This window comes from Actinoplanes sichuanensis, from assembly GCF_033097365.1.
Lineage (GTDB): Bacteria > Actinomycetota > Actinomycetes > Mycobacteriales > Micromonosporaceae > Actinoplanes > Actinoplanes sichuanensis.
The window spans coordinates 1,732,640-1,748,759 of the sequence record NZ_AP028461.1 but is presented as its reverse complement, the minus strand read 5'-3'; the positions used below and the strand labels follow the sequence as shown (position 1 = coordinate 1,748,759).

The following is a 16,120-nucleotide window of genomic DNA, read 5'->3' as shown; positions in this document are numbered from 1 at the left end:
CGACTATTCGACCTCGGCCGAGGACGAGGACGAGGTCGAGGACGAGGACGAAGGCGAGGACGAAGGCGAGGGCGAAGGCGAGGGCGAAGGCGAGGGCGAAGGCGAGGGCGAGGTCGAAGGCGAGGTCGTGTCGGTCGCCGCCTGATGCTGCTTCGCCAACTCGACGTAGACCAGGGCGTTGGCGGCGATCGCGGCGTGCTCGTCGGCGGTGGTCTCCCGGCGCACCCTGCCCGGAGCGCCGAGCACGAGTGATCCGGCCGGAATCGTCACGCCCTCCGGGATCAGGGCGCCCGCGGCGATGATCGAACGGGCACCGACGCGGGCGCCGTTCATCACGATCGCACCCATGCCGATCAGGACGTCGTCCTCGATGACGCAGCCGTGCAGGACCGCGCGATGGCCGACGCTGACGTGGTCGCCGATGCTCGCCGGATGACCCGGATCGGCGTGCACCACCACGCCGTCCTGGAGATTCGTGCCGGCGCCGATGCTGATCGCGTCCAGGTCGGCGCGGATGACGGTGTGGTACCAGACGCTGCTGTCCGGGCCGACGGTGACCCGGCCGGCGACGATCGCACCCGGCGCGATCCAGGTGGTGGGCGAGGCTTGCGGGACGTGGCCGCCGATCTCGATCATGAAGGCATCTTACGTACGGTCTACCGACCGATCACTCGCCGCCTATCCTGAAACTAGACTGACAAACATGTTTACGGTTGCCGATCTTGGGTGGGGGCCCCTCTCAGGAGCATCGACACCGTCAGCGAGAGGTATCAGCAGCGTGATCGTCGAGGACACCACCGCCGCGGCCTGGGTGTGGCCGCGCTGCGCCGTCGCCACCACGCTCACCACGGCCGAGCTGGACGACCTGGACGGGCTGACCGAGCGCGTCGGCACCACCCCGTCCGACCACATCGCCTGTGAACTCGCCGCCGGCCACGAACAGATGCACGCCGCGTTCGTCCTCGCCGACGACGGCGGCGACCGCTGGTGGTGGATCCGCTGGAACCGGCATGGCCGCGAACTGTGCCATCTCGACACCTGCGACCACGCCGACCGCCCGAGCGGCGACGACTGCCTACTGCCCGCCACCCACCCGGGGCGACACAGCTTCCAGATGTGAACACGCGCCCGGGCGGCTTAGCTGTGGCCGAGAGTGGCCGATGTGACTTCATGTGACGGCTCACGTGATCGAGGATCCGGAGCGGCTGCGGGCTCTGCGCGCGACCGGGCTGCTCGAGCACGGCACGGTCGTGACCGGGCTGGATCGACTCACCCGGCTGGCGACCCGCCTGCTCGATGTTCCGGCCGGTGTGGTCACCCTGATCGAGCCGGACCGGCAGGTCTTCGCCAGTCACTGCGGGCTGACCGGGGAACTGGCCGAGAACCGGCAGACCCCGATCGCCTATTCCTTCTGCCAGTACGTCGTGGCGGACTCCGCTCCGATGGTGGTACGCGATGCCCGTACCGATGAGAGGCTCTCCGGAAATCCGGCGATCGGTGAGTATCAGGCGATCGCCTATGCCGGATTTCCGCTTCGTGGCCCGGACGGGCACGTCCTCGGGTCGTTCTGTGTGTTCGACGGCGAACCGCGGGCCTGGACCGACCGTGACGTCGCGGTCCTCGGTGATCTCGCGCAGGAGGCCGAGGCGGAGATCGCGCTGCGGGTCAGTCAGGGGCAGCTGCTGCTGGCCGCGGCCCGCACCCAGGCGATCCTGGACACCTGCCCGGACGCGTTCATCTCGATGGACCACGCCGGCCGGGTGACCGCCTGGAACCATGCCGCCGAGCTGCTGTTCGACTTCCCGACGGCCGAGGCCCTGGGTCGCCTGCTGGCCGAGTTGATCATCCCGGAGTCGTTTCGGCAGGCGCACACGCTCGGCCTGGCGCGGGTCGCCGAGACCGGTGCGTCGGTGCTGGTCGGGCAGCGCACCGAACTGACCGCCGTGAACCGGGGCGGGCGGGAGTTCCCGGTGGAGATGAGCCTGTCCGTGGACACCTCCGGGGACCGGCCGATGTTCCACGCGTTCGTGCACGACATCAGCGACCGCCGGGCCGAGCAGCAGAAGCTCGCCGAGGAGCGGTCGTTCCTGGAGGCGCTGCTCGACAGCCTGGACACCGGGGTGGTGGCCTGCGGCAGCGACGGGCGGCTGCGGCTGTTCAACCGGGCGCTGCGGGAGGCGCACGACGCCACCGAGGAGCCGCTCGGCCCGGAGGACTGGGCGCGGACCTATCAGCTGTACGGGGCCGACGGTCGGACCCCGCTCGAGCCCGCAGAGGTGCCGCTGGCCCGCGCGTTCGCCGGCGAGCAGGTGCACGGTGAGCAGCTGGTGGTGCGCCCGCCGGGACGCCCGCTGACCCGGTACACGACGAATGCCCGGCCGATCCAGTTGGCGGACGGCCGCCGGGCCGGTGCGGTCGCCGCCATGCACGACATCACCGCCGCGTACCGGGCCGACCGGCTGCTGCGCTGCCAGCACGCGGCCGCGGCGGCGCTGGCCGAGGCGACCACCGCGGGTCAGGCCGCCGCCGCGGCCGTCGCCGCGGTCGGGGAGCAGCTCGGCTGGGCGTGCGCCGAGTACTGGGAGGTCGACGAGGAGCGCGAGCACGTGGTGCGGGTCAGCTCCTGGGCTCGTCCCGGCCTGAACCTGGCCGCGTTCACCGGCACCGGCCCGCTCACCTTCGAACGCGGGCAGGGCCTGGTCGGCCTGGTCTGGAAACGCGGCGCCGAGGTGTGGAGCAGCCGGATCGCCGAGGAGGCCGACCAGCCCGGCAGGCTGCGGGAGGCGGTACGGGCCGGGCTGGTCACCGGGATCGGCCTGCCGGTGCGCAGCGGCCGCCGCTGCGCCGGGGTGATCGCCTTCTACCTGGACGAGCCGACGCCGTGCGACCCGGACGTGCTGGACATGCTGCGGGTGGTGGCCGCCCAGGTGAGCCGGTTCGTGGAACGCCGCCGCGCCGAGGATCTGACGCTGGCCCTGTCCGCCGCCCGCCGTGACCTGGACCGGATGATCGAGCACGTCGACGACTACCTGTGGACCGTGCAGGTGCATCCGGACGGGCGGGTCGAGTCGGTCTACGCCAGCCCGAACGGCACCGGTGTGTTCGGCTCGGTGCTGCCCGTCGACGCCGACATGGCCGAGGTTCTCGCCGCCCGCGTGCATCCCGAGGACCGGCCGCTGTTCGTCGGGTTCCACGAGACCGTCCGCACCGGGCAAGCGGCCGAGGTCGAGGTCCGGGTGATCGGCTTCGACGGGGTGGTCCGCTGGGTGTGGACCCGGGCGACCTGCCGGCACGACGACGGCCGCCTGTTCGTGGACGGCATCTGCACGAACATCACCGAACGCCGGGAGCTGGCCGACCAGCGGGAGCAGCACGTCGTACAGCTGGAGCGGCTGGACCGGATGAAGGACGAACTGGTCGCGGTGGTCAGTCACGAGCTGCGCAACCCGATCGGGGTGATCGCCGCCTACACCGAGGAGCTGCTCGACGATCCGGCCCTGGCCGGTCGGCGTGAGCTGCAGGTCATCGAACGCAGCAGCGCCCACCTGCTGAACCTGGTCCAGGACCTGCTCGACCTGGCCCGACTGGACGCCGGTCACGACACCATCGACCCGCGGCCGGTCACCGTGGCTCGGCTGCTGCGCGAGGCGGTGCAGGCGCACCAGCCGTCGGCGGCGACCGCGAACGTCACGATCACCGCCGACCTGGCCCCGGTGCCGATCGTCGACGGCGACGCCGGGCGGCTGCGGCAGGTGCTGGACAACCTGCTGTCGAACGCGGTCAAGTACACCCCGGCCGGCGGCACGGTGACGGTGACCAGCCGCGACGACGGCGACACGGTGACGATCACGATCGCCGACACCGGTATCGGCATCCCCGCCGAGCAGTACCCGAAGCTGTTCACCAGGTTCTTCCGGGCCAGCACGGCGACCAGCCGGGGCATCAAGGGCACCGGCCTCGGGCTGGCCGTGACGCAGGCCATCGTGACCGCGCATCACGGCACCATCACCGCCCGGCCGCGCCCGCGGGGCGGAACCGAGTTCGTCGTCACGCTGCCGGTCAGGGCAGCAGCGGCATGACCCCGCAGTTGCTCTTCACCGTGCCGCCGGCCAGGCGCTGGGACAGCCAGTCGACCGCCGGGCCCTGGTCGGTGAGCAGCGGGCCGAAATGGTTGAGCAGCGGACTCACCGTCCACGGCAGGGTCACCGGGGCGTAGACCACCGAGCCGCCGAGGCGGCACCAGGACGCGGCCATGGTACGGGCCTGGCCGTGCGGCACCAGGTTGTCGAAGACTCCGGTCGCCACCCGGACCACACCGGCCGGTTTCCGGGTGCCGATCAACTGCTTCCCGATGTACGCCTGCAGCACCGGCTCGGCGTTGATGATGTCGGTGACCGACTTCCCGCCGGTGGTCCAGGCGGTGCTGCGGCGGCCCGCGTAGGCGAAGATCGCGTCACCCACGCACATGGTGGACAGATCGGCCAGGACGGCCTTTCCGGATGCGCTCAGGTATCTGTCGAGCAGTGGCCGCAGGCCCGGCTCGGACTGGGCGAACCCGTTGACCGACCAGCCCAGCGCGCCGAGCAGCTCACTGCCGTCGATCGCCTTGGTGACGGCGGCCAGGTCGGCCGGGGGCGCGCCGGCGTACGTGGCGGTCACCTTGACGTCGGGCGCGTACGTCGACTGGAGCTCGGCCGCCGACGCCACCGCGCCGCCGCCCTGGCTGTAGCCGTAGAGCCCGATCGGTGAGTTCGGGGTGAGCGAGGTGCCGGGCAGGGCGCGGGCGGCACGGGCGGCGTCGAGCACGGCGTGCCCGGAGTCGACCCGGTTGACGTAGGTGTGCAGCCGGTCGGTGGTGCCGAGTCCCGGGTAGTCGGTCTGCACCACGGCGATGCCCTTGGCGAGCAGCCGGTAGGCGGCCAGCACCTCGTAGCCGATCGAGACCGTGGTCTGCCCGTCGTCGGCGCCGAGGACCAGCCCGCGTTGCAGGGCCAGCGAGGTGGAGCACTGGTCACCCTGGCCCATCGTGCCCGGGGCGAGGACCACGAGCGGACGGGCGCCCCGATATGAGGCGGCCGGCTCCAGGTAGGCGCCGGTGACGGCGACCGGGTTGCCCGCCGAGTCGGTGGACTTGTACATGATCCGGGTGGCCCGACCGGGCAGCGGGCCGTCGATGCCGGGCAGGGACAGCGCGAGCGGCAACGGTTCGGTGCGGATCAGGGCGCCGTCGGCCGCCGGCAGCGTCGCCGGCGGTGTGTAGAAATCGGGAACGGTGACACCGCGGGAGACGACCGCGGCGTTTGCGGGGCCACCGACGCCGATCAGCGCGGCAGCGATCAGAGCGACGGAGAGACGGGTGCGTACGGACATGTACGGCCTCCGGGAACTCAGCTGTGTTACCGGACGGTAACCAGACGAACCGAGGGTTCCCAGAGGTTTCATTTCTCGGCTACATGCGGTCGGCCAGCCCGTCGAGGATGCACTCCAGCCCGAAGCCGAAGCCGTCGTTGTCATCCGGGCCGAACGCGCCGTCGTCGGCCGCCTCGGTCAGCGCCGGGAAGTCGGCGGCCCGCTCGCGCAGCGTCTCGGCCAGCGCCGTGGCCAGATGGATCCCGTCGTCGGCGGCGATCCCGGCCTCGGCCTGGACCTGATTGCGGACGTGGCCGGTGATGACCAGGACCGCGTCCACCCGCTCTCCCCCACTGAGCCCACCACCGGCCAGGACGGCGACCGCCCGCTCCAGCCAGCTCAACTCGTTCGGCCCGATCGGGCGGGCCTGCACGGTGACCTGGGCGATCCACGGGTGACGCCGGAACACGTCACGCAGGCAGCCGGCCCACTCGCGCAGCGCCGGTCGCCAGCCGTCCGCGGTGCCGACCTCGGGCGCCACGCCCAGCGCGCTGTCGATCATCAGCGCGACCAGTTCGGCACGGCCGGGCACGTACCGGTACAGCGACATGGCGGTGAACTCGAACCGGGCCGCGACCCGCTGCATGGTCACCGCGGGCAGCCCCTCGGCGTCGGCGATCTCGACGGCGGCCTCGGCGATCTGGGCGACCGTGAGCACCGGCCGGGGTCCGCGGCTGCGCCTGGCCTCACGTCCCCACAGCAGGTCCATGGCTTTCATCGACATCCCTCACATCTCGGTTGACGCTCCGCGGCGAAACTGTGTATAACATAAACATGACTGCTTACACGATAAACAGTTTGCTTGCCGGTCGGACCGCGCTGGTCACCGGCGGATCCCGGGGCATCGGCCGGGGCATCTGCGAGCGCCTCGCCGCCGACGGCGCCCTGGTCGCGGTGCACTACGCGAGCAACGACGCGGCCGCCAAGGACACCGTCGACACCATCGAGGCGGCCGGCGGCCGGGCCTTCCCGGTCCGCGCCGAGCTGGGCGTCGACGGTGACGCCGACACCGTGATCCGGGCCGTCGAGGCCGAGCTGCGGGCCCGCACCGGGCAGGCGCGACTCGACATCCTGGTCAACAACGCCGCCATCAGCGACTCCGACGGCGGCATCGACAGCGAGAGCCCGCAGGCGTTCGACAGGCTCTTCGCGGTGAACGTGCGGGCGCCGTTCTTCCTCATCCAGAAGGCGCTGCCGCTGATGGGCGACGGCGGCCGGATCATCAACATCGGCTCCGGCGTCACCCGGATCGCGCTGCCGGGCGAGTTGGCCTACGCGATGACCAAGGCCGCGATCGCGACTCTCACCCGCAACGTCGCCAACCAGATCGGCTCGCGGGGCATCACCGTCAACACGGTCGCACCGGGCCCCACCCGTACCGACAAGACCGCGTTCTTCTTCGACCGGCCGGAGGCCCAGGCGATGATCGCGGGCAGTCAGGCCCTGGAGCGGGTCGGCACCCCGGCCGACATCGCCGGCGTCGTCGCGTTCCTGGCCGGCCCGGACAGCGCCTGGCTGACCGCCAACGTCATCGACGCCACCGGCGGCAGCTACCTCGGCCCGAAACAGCTGGGCTGACCCGCCCTGGGAGCTGCCCGCAGAACCCGCTCCCGACTCTGGCCACCGAGGCCGGCCGGTTCGACGCCGCGGTAGCGTGTCGGCGTGATCGACAACACCGGTTCGCTCTCCTGGGTCGCCCGGATCGGCAACGAGGGTGGGCCGCTGCTGATCTGCGCGGCGGAGACGTTCGACGACTGGACCGGCGCGGTCTTCGACGCCGAGTGGCAGCTCGACCCGGCCTGTGATCTGGCGCGAGCCGAGGCCGTCCTCTCTCCGGACGACGACGAGGAGGAGGCCGGGCTGCTGCGGTTCGGGCCGGACGGCCGGCACAGCGGACTGGTCTGGCAGATGGACGGCGGCGGTGTCGCCGAGATCGCGACGACCGGCGACGGCCTGCTGATCATGCGGTCCTGGGTCGGCCGCGAACACGAGGGCCCGCGCCGGCACGTCACCACACCCGGCGCACGGATCGGGGAGGTCGACGACGGCGAGATCGATCTGCCGACCGGCCGGGTCGCCGTGGTCTGGGCCGCAGCCCCGGCCGCCGAGGTGGTCCGCTCCTCACCGGATCAGCTGGACCTGCCGGAACTCCTCAACATCGGCGCTCTCACATCGGTGCCCCCGGGCCGCTACCGGATCGGGCACGGCCACCACGACGGTGCGGACGGCCGCTACGCCCCGGCCGGGCCGCCCGTCGGGGGTGACCACAGCTGTCGCTGGATCCGCCTCGAGCGCAGCGCGTAGGCTGCGGACTGGACGCGGCGACCTCGCGACGAAAGGACCGCTCATGCGGGACAAGCGGAACGCCATCGCCCTGCACGCGCTCGCCGTGGTGATCTTCGGCCTGCTGCTGTGGACCGGCGTCACGTCGATCGGATCGGGCGCCGAGGCCCTGGGCATCCCGATGATCATCACCGGCGGTGCGGGCTCGGCCGGCTCCCTGACCATCGTGGTGTCGATGCTCCGAGACCCGACCCGCCCGACGACTCGACAGGTCGCCCGTCTCGGCATGGTGATCGCCGCCGCGGTGGCGGTGATCATCGGTGTCGTCCTGGCCCCGGCCGACACCGACCGGAGCTTCGTCATCGCGGTCGACGTCCTGATCGGCACCTTGCTGGCGACCTTCGCCGCGCTGGCCGGCGACCGGCGGCCGGCTCAGCTCTTCGACGCGGCGTCGCGACCGGCCAGGTAACCGAAGACCACGGCCGGGGCGATCGTCGATCCCGGCCCGGGATAGGTCCGCCCCATGACCGACGCGGACGTGTTACCGGCCGCGTAGAGGCCCGGAATCACCGCGCCGGACACGTCGAGGACACGACCCGCCGCGTCGGTGAGCAGCCCGCCCTTGGTGCCGAGATCACCGGGCACGAGCTGCACCGCGGTGAACGGCCCCTTCTCGATCGTCCCGAGGTTGGGGTTCGGTTTGACGGTCGGGTCGCCGTAGTAGTTGTCGTAGATCGTGCGCCCCCGACCGAAGTCCTCGTCGACGCCTCGACGGGCGAACCCGTTGAATCGCTCGACGGTGGCCCGCAGCCGCCCCGGTTCGATGTCGAGCACCCCGGCGAGTTCCTCGATGGTCGCCGCCGACCGGACGATCCCCGCTGCCCGCAGCTTCTTGGTGCCCTGCAGGAAAGCGTTGAACAGATACCGCCGGCGGTGCCTGGTGTCGAGGATCAGCCACGCCGGAATGGTGTCGCGTTGCAGCAGCGCGTGCCCGAAGTCGATGTAGCTGGCCGACTCGTTGGTGAACCGGTCTCCGGTCTGGTCGACGACGATGCTGTACGGCATCGACCGCTCGGAGAGCACGAACTGATGGTGCCCGTCGCCGAGCGGCACCGACGCGCCCCACCAGGCGTCATCCATCAGGGCGACCTCCGCGCCGACCTCCCGGGCGATGCGGATCGGATCGCCGAGGTCACCGTCGGCGGCGCTGCTGTAGCCGGTGATCCCGTGGTGCTCCTTGCGCCATTGCGGGTTCTGCGCGAAACCGCCGCCGCCGAGGATCACGCCGCGGCGCGCCCGGATGCGGGTGCCGTCGCCGACGATCGCGCCGGTCACCACGCCGTCGTCGTCGCGGACGAGCCCGGTCAGCGGTGTGCTCAGCCGGACCTCGACGCCCTGTTCGAGAAGCACCGACATCAGGTTCGCGGTCAGCGCGCCGCCGATCCCGAAGAGACGTTTCCCAGAGACCAACCCCCATATCGTACGGAAGACGAATCTCGCCCCACGCCGGAAACCTCCGGTCGTGGACCAGGCCCGGGACAGCAGCCACACGTCGTCGGTCTTGAGGGGAGCCGGGATGCTGTCGCGCCCCCGGAAACTGGCGAACCAGTCCCCGAGCCGCCGGGTGTCGAAGGGCTCGGCCTCGATTCCGCGTCCGGTCATGCCGCCCGGCCGGTCCGGGTAGTAGTCGGGGTACTCCTTGGCGACCGTCCACCGCACCCCGAGTCTCTCGAGGAACGTGTACACCTCGGGAACCGTCTCGACGAACGCCCGCCGACGCTCGGGGGAACTGGCCGGCCCGACGTCACCGATGGCCGCCGCCATGTAGGTGAGTGCCTTGTCGACCGAGTCGGTCCCGCCCATCGCCGGATGCGTCGGCATCCACAGTCCGCCGCCGCTGAGCGCCGTGGTCCCGCCCCACTTGGCGGTGCTCTCCACGATCAGCACCTCGGCACCGCTGTCGGCGGCGGCGATGGCGGCCGTCATACCCGCCGCTCCGGTGCCGACGACCAGCACGTCCACTTCACGATCCCACACGGCGCCCCTCCGCATCGACTAGCCGAACGGCTATCTTGATGTTGTCGGAAAGCTAGCCGAGCGGCTAGCCTGAGGCAAGGGCCGATAGGGTGATCCGATGGCCGAGAAACGTGCCCGGGAGCGACTGCTGTCCGCGGCCCTGGACCTGTTCACCGAGCACGGCGTGACCGGCACGTCGCTGCAGATGATCGCCGACCGGTTGGGAGTCACGAAGGCGGCCGTCTATCACCAGTTCCCGGCCAAGGAGGAGATCGTCCTGGCCGTCATCGGCCCGCCGTTGGCGGAGCTGGCCCCGATCGCCGAGGTCGCCCGGCTCCGCCGCACCCCGGCCGCCCGCCGCAAGGCCGCCCTGACCGGGATCATCGACCTGGTGGTACGCAACCGCCGGATCGCGGCCGCCCTCACCTTCGATCCGATGGTCAACCAGCTGGTCCGCCGGCATCCCGCGATCGGCGTCATCGAACAGCTGCAGGACCTGCTCACCGGCCCCGACCCGGACGACACCACCCGGGTCGCGGTGAGCCTGGTCAGCGGCGGCCTGATGATCGCCGGGTCGGACCCGCGACTGGCCGCCCTCGACGACGAGACGCTGCGCGACCACCTGCTCGCCACGGCCCGGAGGGCTCTGCGCTGATGGATCACGTCCGCGAGGCGTACGGCTCGGTCGCCGGCCTCTACATCGACCTGTTCGGCGCCGAGGACAAGGTGCACGCCGACGACCTCGCACTGATCGGCCGGCACCTGACCGGGCGCCCCGGCCCGGTGCTCGACCTGGGCTGTGGGCCCGGCCACATAACCGCCCACCTGCGCTCGCGCGGCGCCGAGGCGATCGGTGTCGATCTGACGCCGGAGTTCGTCGAGCATGCCCGGGCGACCTATCCGGACGGGGACTACCGGCTCGGCTCGCTGACCGACCTTCCGTTCGCCGACACCTCGATCACCGGCATCCTGGCCTGGTATTCCACGATCCACCTGCCGCCGCCGGACCTGGACGGGGTGCTCGCCTCCTTCCACCGTCTGCTCGCGCCGGGCGGCAAGCTGGTGCTCGGTTTCTTCACCGGTGACGAGCTCGGCCCGTTCGACCACAAGGTGACCACGGCGTACCGATGGCCGCCCGGTGAATTGAGCGACCGACTCACCGCGGCCGGATTCACCGAGGTGGAGCGGCTGCTGCGAGCCGACGACCCGGCGCACCGGCCGCACGGGGCGATCACGGCCGTCGCCGGGTCGTGAGACCCTTCCGGATCCGGGAATCCACCGCGGATCATCGCGCTTGAACAGGCGGGCGGTGGATCGGCCGAGGAGGCGCTGTTCGTCGAGCGGCACTCGGCGCGCGGCCCGGTGAGGAGGGATCGTGGTCCTGCATCCTGGCGAGCCGCACGACGCGGCCGTGTCCGGGCGGCTCAACTGGCTGCGAGCCGGAGTTCTCGGCGCCAACGACGGCATCGTGTCGACCGCCGGCCTGGTGATCGGCGTGGCCGGAGCGACCACCGCGACCGGGCCGATCGCGACCGCCGGTCTGGCCGGGCTGGTCGCCGGGGCGGTGTCGATGGCCCTGGGTGAGTACGTGTCGGTGAGCAGCCAGCGCGACACCGAGCGGGCCCTGCTGGACAAGGAGCGGGCCGAGCTGGCCGAGTTCCCGGACGAGGAGTTCGAAGAGCTGATCGAGCTGTACCGGGCCAAGGGCCTGAGCGCGGCGACCGCCCGCCAGGTGGCCCGGGAGCTCACCGACCGGGACGCGTTCGCCGCGCACGCCGACGTGGAGCTACACCTCGACCCGGACGAGTTGACCAGCCCGTGGCAGGCGGCCGCGGCCTCGGCGGTGGCGTTCACCGTCGGCTCGCTGCTGCCGCTGGGTGCGATCCTGCTGCCGCCGCCCGATGTCCGGGTGCTCGCCACGTTCGTGATGGTCATCGTCGCCCTGGCCGCCACCGGCTACCTGAGTGCCCGCCTCGGCAGCGCCCGCCCCGGCCGTGCGGTGGCCCGGCTGGTTGTCGGCGGCGCGGCGGGCATGGCCGTCACCTACGGCATCGGCACCCTGGTCGGCACGGCGGTCGGCTGACGTACCCTTCGGTCCGTGGGGTTGCTCTTCGGGTCACGCCGATCCGACTCGCCGTGGGTCGACAGCGTGTGGACCAGCACGAGCCGAGGGGTCACCGAGATGACCTCGGTCGCCGGGGTGCACTGGGGCCTGGTGTTCTGGGCGCGGGCCGGCCGGTCGTTCGCCGCCGTCACCGGCCCGGAGACCCGGACCGGCACGGCCCCGGTGCCGGAGGACGCGACCTTCACCGGCATCGAGTTCGCGGTCGGCACCTCACTGCGGGCGCTGCCCACCGCCGCCCTCGTCGATGGGGGCATCGAGCTGCCCGACACCTCCCGCCGGACGTTCCGGCTGGACGGCGGCCGCTGGGAGACACCCGGCCCCGACGACGCCGAAGCCCTCGTCGAGCGGCTGGTCCGGGCCGGGATCGTGGTCCGCGATCCGCTCGTCGCCGAGGTGTTGCGCGGCGCGCAGCCGGATGTGTCCGGGCGTACCGTCGAGCGCCGGTTCCGCGCCGCGACCGGCCTGACCAGGGGCGCGGTCCGGCAGATCGAGCGGGCCCGTACCGCGGCCGAGTTGCTGGCCGGCGGCGCCCCGCCCGGCGACGTGATCACCAAACTGGACTACTTCGACGAGCCGCACCTGGCCCGGGCGCTGCGGTCGTATGTCGGGCGCACGGTCCGGCAGTTACGGGAGGGCGCCGGCGGCCCGATCGCCCTGGAACTCGCCGACGAGCGGGATCAGCGCCGCACGTCGTAGATCAGCTTCAGGATGCCGTTGGCGTAACTCTGCGACTCGCGCAGCGTCAGCATGTGCTTGTCCCGGTCGACCCGCCCGAACAGGCTCTTGCCCGCACCCAACAGCACCGGGAAGACCAGCAGGTGGTAGCGGTCGATCAGGCCCGCGTCGGACAACCGCCGGGCCAGCTCCGCACTGCCGTGGATGAAGATCGCCCCGCCGTCGCCCTGCTTGAGCGCGGCCACGTCGTCGGTCGAGCGCAGGATCGTCGTCGGCCCCCACCCGTCGGCCAGTGCGTCGTCCGTCAGCGTCGACGACACCACGTACTTGGGCAGGTCCTTGTAGGCGGCGTGGTCCTCGGAGCCGGGCCAGACCGGGGCGAACGCCTGATAGCTGCGCCGGCCGAACATCAGCGCCGTGGTGTCGGCGAGCTCCTCACCCTTCAGGGACCAGGCCTCCGGCACGAACTCGAGGTCCTTGAACACCCAGCCACCGCCGCGATGCTCCTCGCCGGGCCCGCCGCCGGGCGAGTCCACGACGCCGTCGAGCGACATGAAACCGGTCCAGACCAGGTCACGCATGGTGTCTCCTCGTACTCGGGGGCTGTGGATTCCACGCTAGGCCCCGGCCTCGGCCGCCGTCTTGGACAGAAACGACAGGGTGGTACTCGCGGTCCTACCGAGGAACGGTCTCTGGATGGGGCTCCCGCGGCGGCGGAGGGTGAAGGCATGTCAAAGATCGTTCTCATCACCGGCGCCAACAAGGGACTCGGCTTCGAGGCCGCCCGCCGACTCGCCCAGCTCGGGCACACCGTTCTGGTCGGGGCCCGGGACGCCGACCGGGGCCGCAAGGCCGCCGCCGAGATCGGTGGCCGGTTCGTGGCACTCGACGTCACCGACGACGCCTCGGTCGCCGCGGCGGCCGCCGACGTCACGGCCACCGAGGGGCGGCTCGACGTGCTGATCAACAACGCCGGCATCGCCGGACCCCAGACGCAGGCCACCGATCTCGCGGCGGGCGACGCGGTCCGGGTCTTCGAGACCAACGTCATCGGCATCGTACGGACGACCGGCGCCTTCCTGCCGCTGCTCCAGGCGGGCACCGACCCGGCGGTGGTGAACGTCAGCAGCGGCCTGGGCTCCCAGGCGCTCACCCACGACCCGAACCGGATCGAGTCGTCGGTGGTGGCGCCGCTCTACAACGCGTCGAAGGCGGCCGTCACCATGATGACCACCCAGTACGCGAAGGCGTTCCCCGGCATCCGGTTCAACGCGGTCGACCCGGGATACACCGCCACCGATCTCAACGGGCACAGCGGCCCCCAGACGGTGACCGAGGGAACCGACGCGATCGTGACGTGTGCGACCGAGGATCCGGGTGCCGGCACCGGCCGTTACCTGGACCGATTCGGCCCGCTGCCCTGGTGATCTGTCACCCGTACCGATGAATGGCATTTTCCCGGGACATCGAAGTGTGGCGCCGGTGATCTAGGGTCCCCCGAGTGACCCCCGTACTCGAGATATCAGGACTGCGAAAGACCTATCGCAGCCGTAAAGGTGTCCGGAACGCCCTGGACGGCTTCGACATGGTCGTCGAAGCCGGTCAGGTGCACGGATTCCTCGGGCCCAACGGCTCGGGCAAGACCACCACGCTGCGTACGCTGCTCGGGCTGATCAAGCCCAACGGCGGCCGCATGGCGATCCTCGGCAAGGAGGTGCCGCACCACCTGCCCGAGGTGGCCGGGCAGGTCGGTGCCATCGTGGAGAGCCCGCAGTTCTTCGGCAACTTCACCGCCGAGACGACGTTGAGCCTGCTCGCCGACGCCGGCGGCGTGAACCGCAACCGGGTGCCGGCGGTGCTCGACCTGGTCGGCCTGCGCGACCGGTCCAAGGAGCGGGTGAAGACCTACTCACTCGGCATGAAGCAACGCCTGGCCGTGGCGTCGGCGCTGCTCAAGGAGCCGAAGCTGCTGATCCTGGACGAGCCGGCGAACGGCCTGGACCCGGGCGGCATCCGGGAGATGCGCACGCTGATGCGTGACCTCTCCACATCCGGCATGACGGTGCTGCTGTCCAGCCACATCCTCGGCGAGATCCAGCTGATCTGCGACTCGGTCACGATCATCTCGGCCGGCCGGCGGGTGACCTCGGGTTCGGTGGCCGAGGTGCTGGCCCAGCACACGTCGGGCGTGGTCCGGGTCCGGTTGGAGGCCGGCGTCGACCTGCTGGCCGCGGCGAACACGCTGCGGGAGGCGGGCGCCCAGGTGAACCTGGAGAGCGACTACATGACGGTCGCGAACGCCCCCAACCCGTCGACCATCACCCGGGTGCTCGCCCAGAAGGGTGTCTACCTCAGTGAGCTGACTCCGGTCTCGGCCGACCTCGAGGACGTCTTCCTCGAACTGACCGGCACCGCGCCGATCGCCGGGCAGAACCGGCAGGTCGACGAGTCCTCGATCAGCGGCGCCAAGAACGGATGGGGCCAATGAGCCTGGTACGCGCGGAAACCCGGCGCCTGTTCAAGCGCCGTTTCACCACGGTGATCCTGCTCGGCGTGGTGCTGATCATGGCGGCGGTCGTCGCCGGCACCTTCCTCAGCAACCGGAAGGTCACCGACTCGGAGATCACCGCGGCGAAGGCCGAGGCCACCGGGTACTACCAGGAGGCGCTGAAGACCGCCGAAGCCGACAAGGTGAAGTGCCTGGCGGCGGCGGGCACCCCGGAGGCGAGCAACTATCCGGCCGACTGCGACGAACTCTGGGTGCCCACCCCGGAGGAGTACGACTACAAGTGGTACATGCCCGAGACGTTCGAGCTCCGGGACGAGTACGGCAACATGATCACCCTGCTCGCGGTGCTGCTCGCGTCGGCGGCGTTCCTCATCGGCGCGTCCTTCGTCGGCTCCGAGTGGAACAGCGGCGGCATGATGAACCTGCTGCTCTGGCGGCCGAAGCGACTCCAGGTCCTGGGCACCAAGCTGGGTGTCGTCCTGGGCTGGTTCACCGGCCTGTCGCTGCTGCTCGGCGCGTTCTGGACGGGCGCCTTCGTACTGATCGCCAGCCTCCGCGGCAGCACCGAGCGGATGACCTCGGGCGTGTGGCAGTCGTTCGGTCTGACCGGGCTGCGTGGTCTGGCCCTGGTGGTGGTCGGCGGTGCGCTCGGGTTCGCGCTGGCATCGCTGGGCCGGCACACCGGTATGGCGCTGGGCGCGCTCGTCGGCCTCGGCGCACTGCAGATCGGTGTCGCCATCATGGCCAGCATGGCCGGCGCCAAGTATCCGGACGCGTGGCTCGTCCCGATGTGGGGCTTCGCCTGGATGTACAAGGAGTACCTGGTCGAGGACTACAACTCCTGCAACTTCTCGTCCGACGGCGGCTGTAAACCGGACACGTTCCTCATGACGTGGCAGACCGCCGGTATCGGCATGGCGGTGGCGACGGTCCTGGTCGTGGCCGCGGCCATGTGGGCGATGCGCCGCCGCGACATCTCCTGACCCGTTCCCCGCGGACGAGCCCTCGGCCCTGATCAGGGTCGGGGGCTCGTCCGTGTCAGCCGTGACCGCAGGTGACGATCATGCACAGGTGTGGGCGGGTCATGTGGCTGCGCACCCACG

Annotated in this window: 17 protein-coding genes; 12 read left to right on the top strand and 5 right to left on the bottom strand. The window is 71.1% G+C overall.

Annotated elements, in window-relative coordinates; translation table 11 throughout:
• Nucleotides 1-3: 3 nt before the first annotated feature.
• The gene (locus tag Q0Z83_RS07565; protein WP_317793087.1) at nucleotides 4-636 is read right to left on the bottom strand and encodes a gamma carbonic anhydrase family protein; all 633 of its coding nucleotides are present in this window, start codon (nucleotides 634-636) and stop codon (nucleotides 4-6) included.
• Between the two features lie 142 nt (nucleotides 637-778).
• Here Q0Z83_RS07565 and Q0Z83_RS07560 point away from each other — a divergent pair, with 142 nt between their 5' ends.
• Nucleotides 779-1,120, top strand: a complete 342-nt coding sequence (locus Q0Z83_RS07560; RefSeq protein WP_317793086.1) for a hypothetical protein — start codon at nucleotides 779-781, stop codon at nucleotides 1,118-1,120.
• A gap of 52 nt (nucleotides 1,121-1,172) precedes the next feature.
• Nucleotides 1,173-4,079 carry a sensor histidine kinase gene (locus Q0Z83_RS07555; RefSeq protein WP_317793085.1) on the top strand — a complete coding sequence of 969 codons (2,907 nt, stop codon included), beginning with the start codon at nucleotides 1,173-1,175 and terminating at the stop codon, nucleotides 4,077-4,079.
• Here the strand turns inward: Q0Z83_RS07555 and Q0Z83_RS07550 are convergent.
• Together Q0Z83_RS07550 and Q0Z83_RS07545 are read right to left on the bottom strand one after the other, a co-directional pair.
• On the bottom strand, nucleotides 4,060-5,370 hold the full coding sequence (locus tag Q0Z83_RS07550; RefSeq protein ID WP_317793084.1) for a lipase family protein: 1,311 nt from the start codon (nucleotides 5,368-5,370) through the stop codon (nucleotides 4,060-4,062). The two genes, Q0Z83_RS07555 and Q0Z83_RS07550, sit on opposite strands and share 20 nt — an antisense overlap.
• A 79-nt stretch (nucleotides 5,371-5,449) precedes the next feature.
• Entirely contained in the window at nucleotides 5,450-6,133 is a 684-nt protein-coding gene (locus Q0Z83_RS07545; RefSeq protein ID WP_317793083.1) for a TetR/AcrR family transcriptional regulator, read from the bottom strand.
• Between the two features lie 74 nt (nucleotides 6,134-6,207).
• On the opposite strand from Q0Z83_RS07545, the gene Q0Z83_RS07540 reads away from it, so the two are divergent.
• The 3 genes from Q0Z83_RS07540 to Q0Z83_RS07530 all read left to right on the top strand — a co-directional run bounded on the left by Q0Z83_RS07540 (nucleotide 6,208) and on the right by Q0Z83_RS07530 (nucleotide 8,161).
• Complete coding sequence (locus tag Q0Z83_RS07540) at nucleotides 6,208-6,987, top strand: SDR family oxidoreductase (protein WP_317793082.1); 780 nt, start codon at nucleotides 6,208-6,210, stop codon at nucleotides 6,985-6,987.
• A gap of 84 nt (nucleotides 6,988-7,071) precedes the next feature.
• A complete protein-coding gene (locus Q0Z83_RS07535) occupies nucleotides 7,072-7,713 on the top strand; it encodes a hypothetical protein (protein ID WP_317793081.1) in 642 nt (213 codons plus the stop codon).
• A gap of 43 nt (nucleotides 7,714-7,756) precedes the next feature.
• Nucleotides 7,757-8,161, top strand: a complete 405-nt coding sequence (locus Q0Z83_RS07530; protein ID WP_317793080.1) for a hypothetical protein — start codon at nucleotides 7,757-7,759, stop codon at nucleotides 8,159-8,161.
• On the opposite strand, the gene Q0Z83_RS07525 is transcribed toward Q0Z83_RS07530, so the two are convergent.
• Nucleotides 8,125-9,729, bottom strand: a complete 1,605-nt coding sequence (locus Q0Z83_RS07525) for an FAD-binding protein (protein ID WP_317793079.1) — start codon at nucleotides 9,727-9,729, stop codon at nucleotides 8,125-8,127. The genes Q0Z83_RS07530 and Q0Z83_RS07525 overlap by 37 nt on opposite strands.
• Before the next feature lie 97 nt (nucleotides 9,730-9,826).
• Here Q0Z83_RS07525 and Q0Z83_RS07520 point away from each other — a divergent pair, with 97 nt between their 5' ends.
• The 4 genes from Q0Z83_RS07520 to Q0Z83_RS07505 all read left to right on the top strand — a co-directional run bounded on the left by Q0Z83_RS07520 (nucleotide 9,827) and on the right by Q0Z83_RS07505 (nucleotide 12,529).
• A complete protein-coding gene (locus tag Q0Z83_RS07520; RefSeq protein ID WP_317793078.1) occupies nucleotides 9,827-10,363 on the top strand; it encodes a TetR/AcrR family transcriptional regulator in 537 nt (178 codons plus the stop codon).
• Complete coding sequence (locus Q0Z83_RS07515) at nucleotides 10,363-10,962, top strand: class I SAM-dependent methyltransferase (RefSeq protein ID WP_317793077.1); 600 nt, start codon at nucleotides 10,363-10,365, stop codon at nucleotides 10,960-10,962. Before Q0Z83_RS07520 ends, Q0Z83_RS07515 begins: the two co-directional genes overlap by 1 nt.
• Before the next feature lie 121 nt (nucleotides 10,963-11,083).
• Nucleotides 11,084-11,791, top strand: a complete 708-nt coding sequence (locus Q0Z83_RS07510) for a VIT1/CCC1 transporter family protein (RefSeq protein ID WP_317793076.1) — start codon at nucleotides 11,084-11,086, stop codon at nucleotides 11,789-11,791.
• A gap of 15 nt (nucleotides 11,792-11,806) precedes the next feature.
• Nucleotides 11,807-12,529 (top strand): helix-turn-helix domain-containing protein, encoded by a 723-nt coding sequence (locus tag Q0Z83_RS07505; protein ID WP_317793075.1) that lies wholly within the window; start codon nucleotides 11,807-11,809, stop codon nucleotides 12,527-12,529.
• Here Q0Z83_RS07505 and Q0Z83_RS07500 read toward each other — a convergent pair.
• Entirely contained in the window at nucleotides 12,511-13,089 is a 579-nt protein-coding gene (locus Q0Z83_RS07500; protein WP_317793074.1) for a dihydrofolate reductase family protein, read from the bottom strand. The two genes, Q0Z83_RS07505 and Q0Z83_RS07500, sit on opposite strands and share 19 nt — an antisense overlap.
• Nucleotides 13,090-13,236: 147 nt before the next feature.
• Here Q0Z83_RS07500 and Q0Z83_RS07495 point away from each other — a divergent pair, with 147 nt between their 5' ends.
• The 3 genes from Q0Z83_RS07495 (at nucleotide 13,237) to Q0Z83_RS07485 (ending at nucleotide 16,000) form a co-directional block, all read left to right on the top strand.
• Complete coding sequence (locus Q0Z83_RS07495; RefSeq protein ID WP_317793073.1) at nucleotides 13,237-13,935, top strand: SDR family NAD(P)-dependent oxidoreductase; 699 nt, start codon at nucleotides 13,237-13,239, stop codon at nucleotides 13,933-13,935.
• A 74-nt stretch (nucleotides 13,936-14,009) separates the two neighbouring features.
• Nucleotides 14,010-14,996, top strand: coding sequence for an ATP-binding cassette domain-containing protein (locus Q0Z83_RS07490; RefSeq protein ID WP_317793072.1), 987 nt, complete (start codon nucleotides 14,010-14,012; stop codon nucleotides 14,994-14,996).
• On the top strand, nucleotides 14,993-16,000 hold the full coding sequence (locus Q0Z83_RS07485) for an ABC transporter permease subunit (protein WP_317793071.1): 1,008 nt from the start codon (nucleotides 14,993-14,995) through the stop codon (nucleotides 15,998-16,000). The genes Q0Z83_RS07490 and Q0Z83_RS07485 overlap by 4 nt, the downstream gene beginning before the upstream one ends.
• Nucleotides 16,001-16,120: the final 120 nt, after the last annotated feature.

Bases quoted from the DNA above. Each gene is read 5' to 3' on its own strand.
- Q0Z83_RS07565 (WP_317793087.1), bottom strand. From the start codon at position 636: ATGATCGAGATCGGCGGCCACGTCCCGCAAGCCTCGCCCACCACCTGG.
- Q0Z83_RS07550 (WP_317793084.1), bottom strand. From the start codon at position 5,370: ATGTCCGTACGCACCCGTCTCTCCGTCGCTCTGATCGCTGCCGCGCTG.
- Q0Z83_RS07545 (WP_317793083.1), bottom strand. From the start codon at position 6,133: ATGTCGATGAAAGCCATGGACCTGCTGTGGGGACGTGAGGCCAGGCGC.
- Q0Z83_RS07530 (WP_317793080.1), top strand. From the start codon at position 7,757: ATGCGGGACAAGCGGAACGCCATCGCCCTGCACGCGCTCGCCGTGGTG.
- Q0Z83_RS07520 (WP_317793078.1), top strand. From the start codon at position 9,827: ATGGCCGAGAAACGTGCCCGGGAGCGACTGCTGTCCGCGGCCCTGGAC.
- Q0Z83_RS07515 (WP_317793077.1), top strand. From the start codon at position 10,363: ATGGATCACGTCCGCGAGGCGTACGGCTCGGTCGCCGGCCTCTACATC.
- Q0Z83_RS07500 (WP_317793074.1), bottom strand. From the start codon at position 13,089: ATGCGTGACCTGGTCTGGACCGGTTTCATGTCGCTCGACGGCGTCGTG.
- Q0Z83_RS07495 (WP_317793073.1), top strand. From the start codon at position 13,237: ATGTCAAAGATCGTTCTCATCACCGGCGCCAACAAGGGACTCGGCTTC.
- Q0Z83_RS07485 (WP_317793071.1), top strand. From the start codon at position 14,993: ATGAGCCTGGTACGCGCGGAAACCCGGCGCCTGTTCAAGCGCCGTTTC.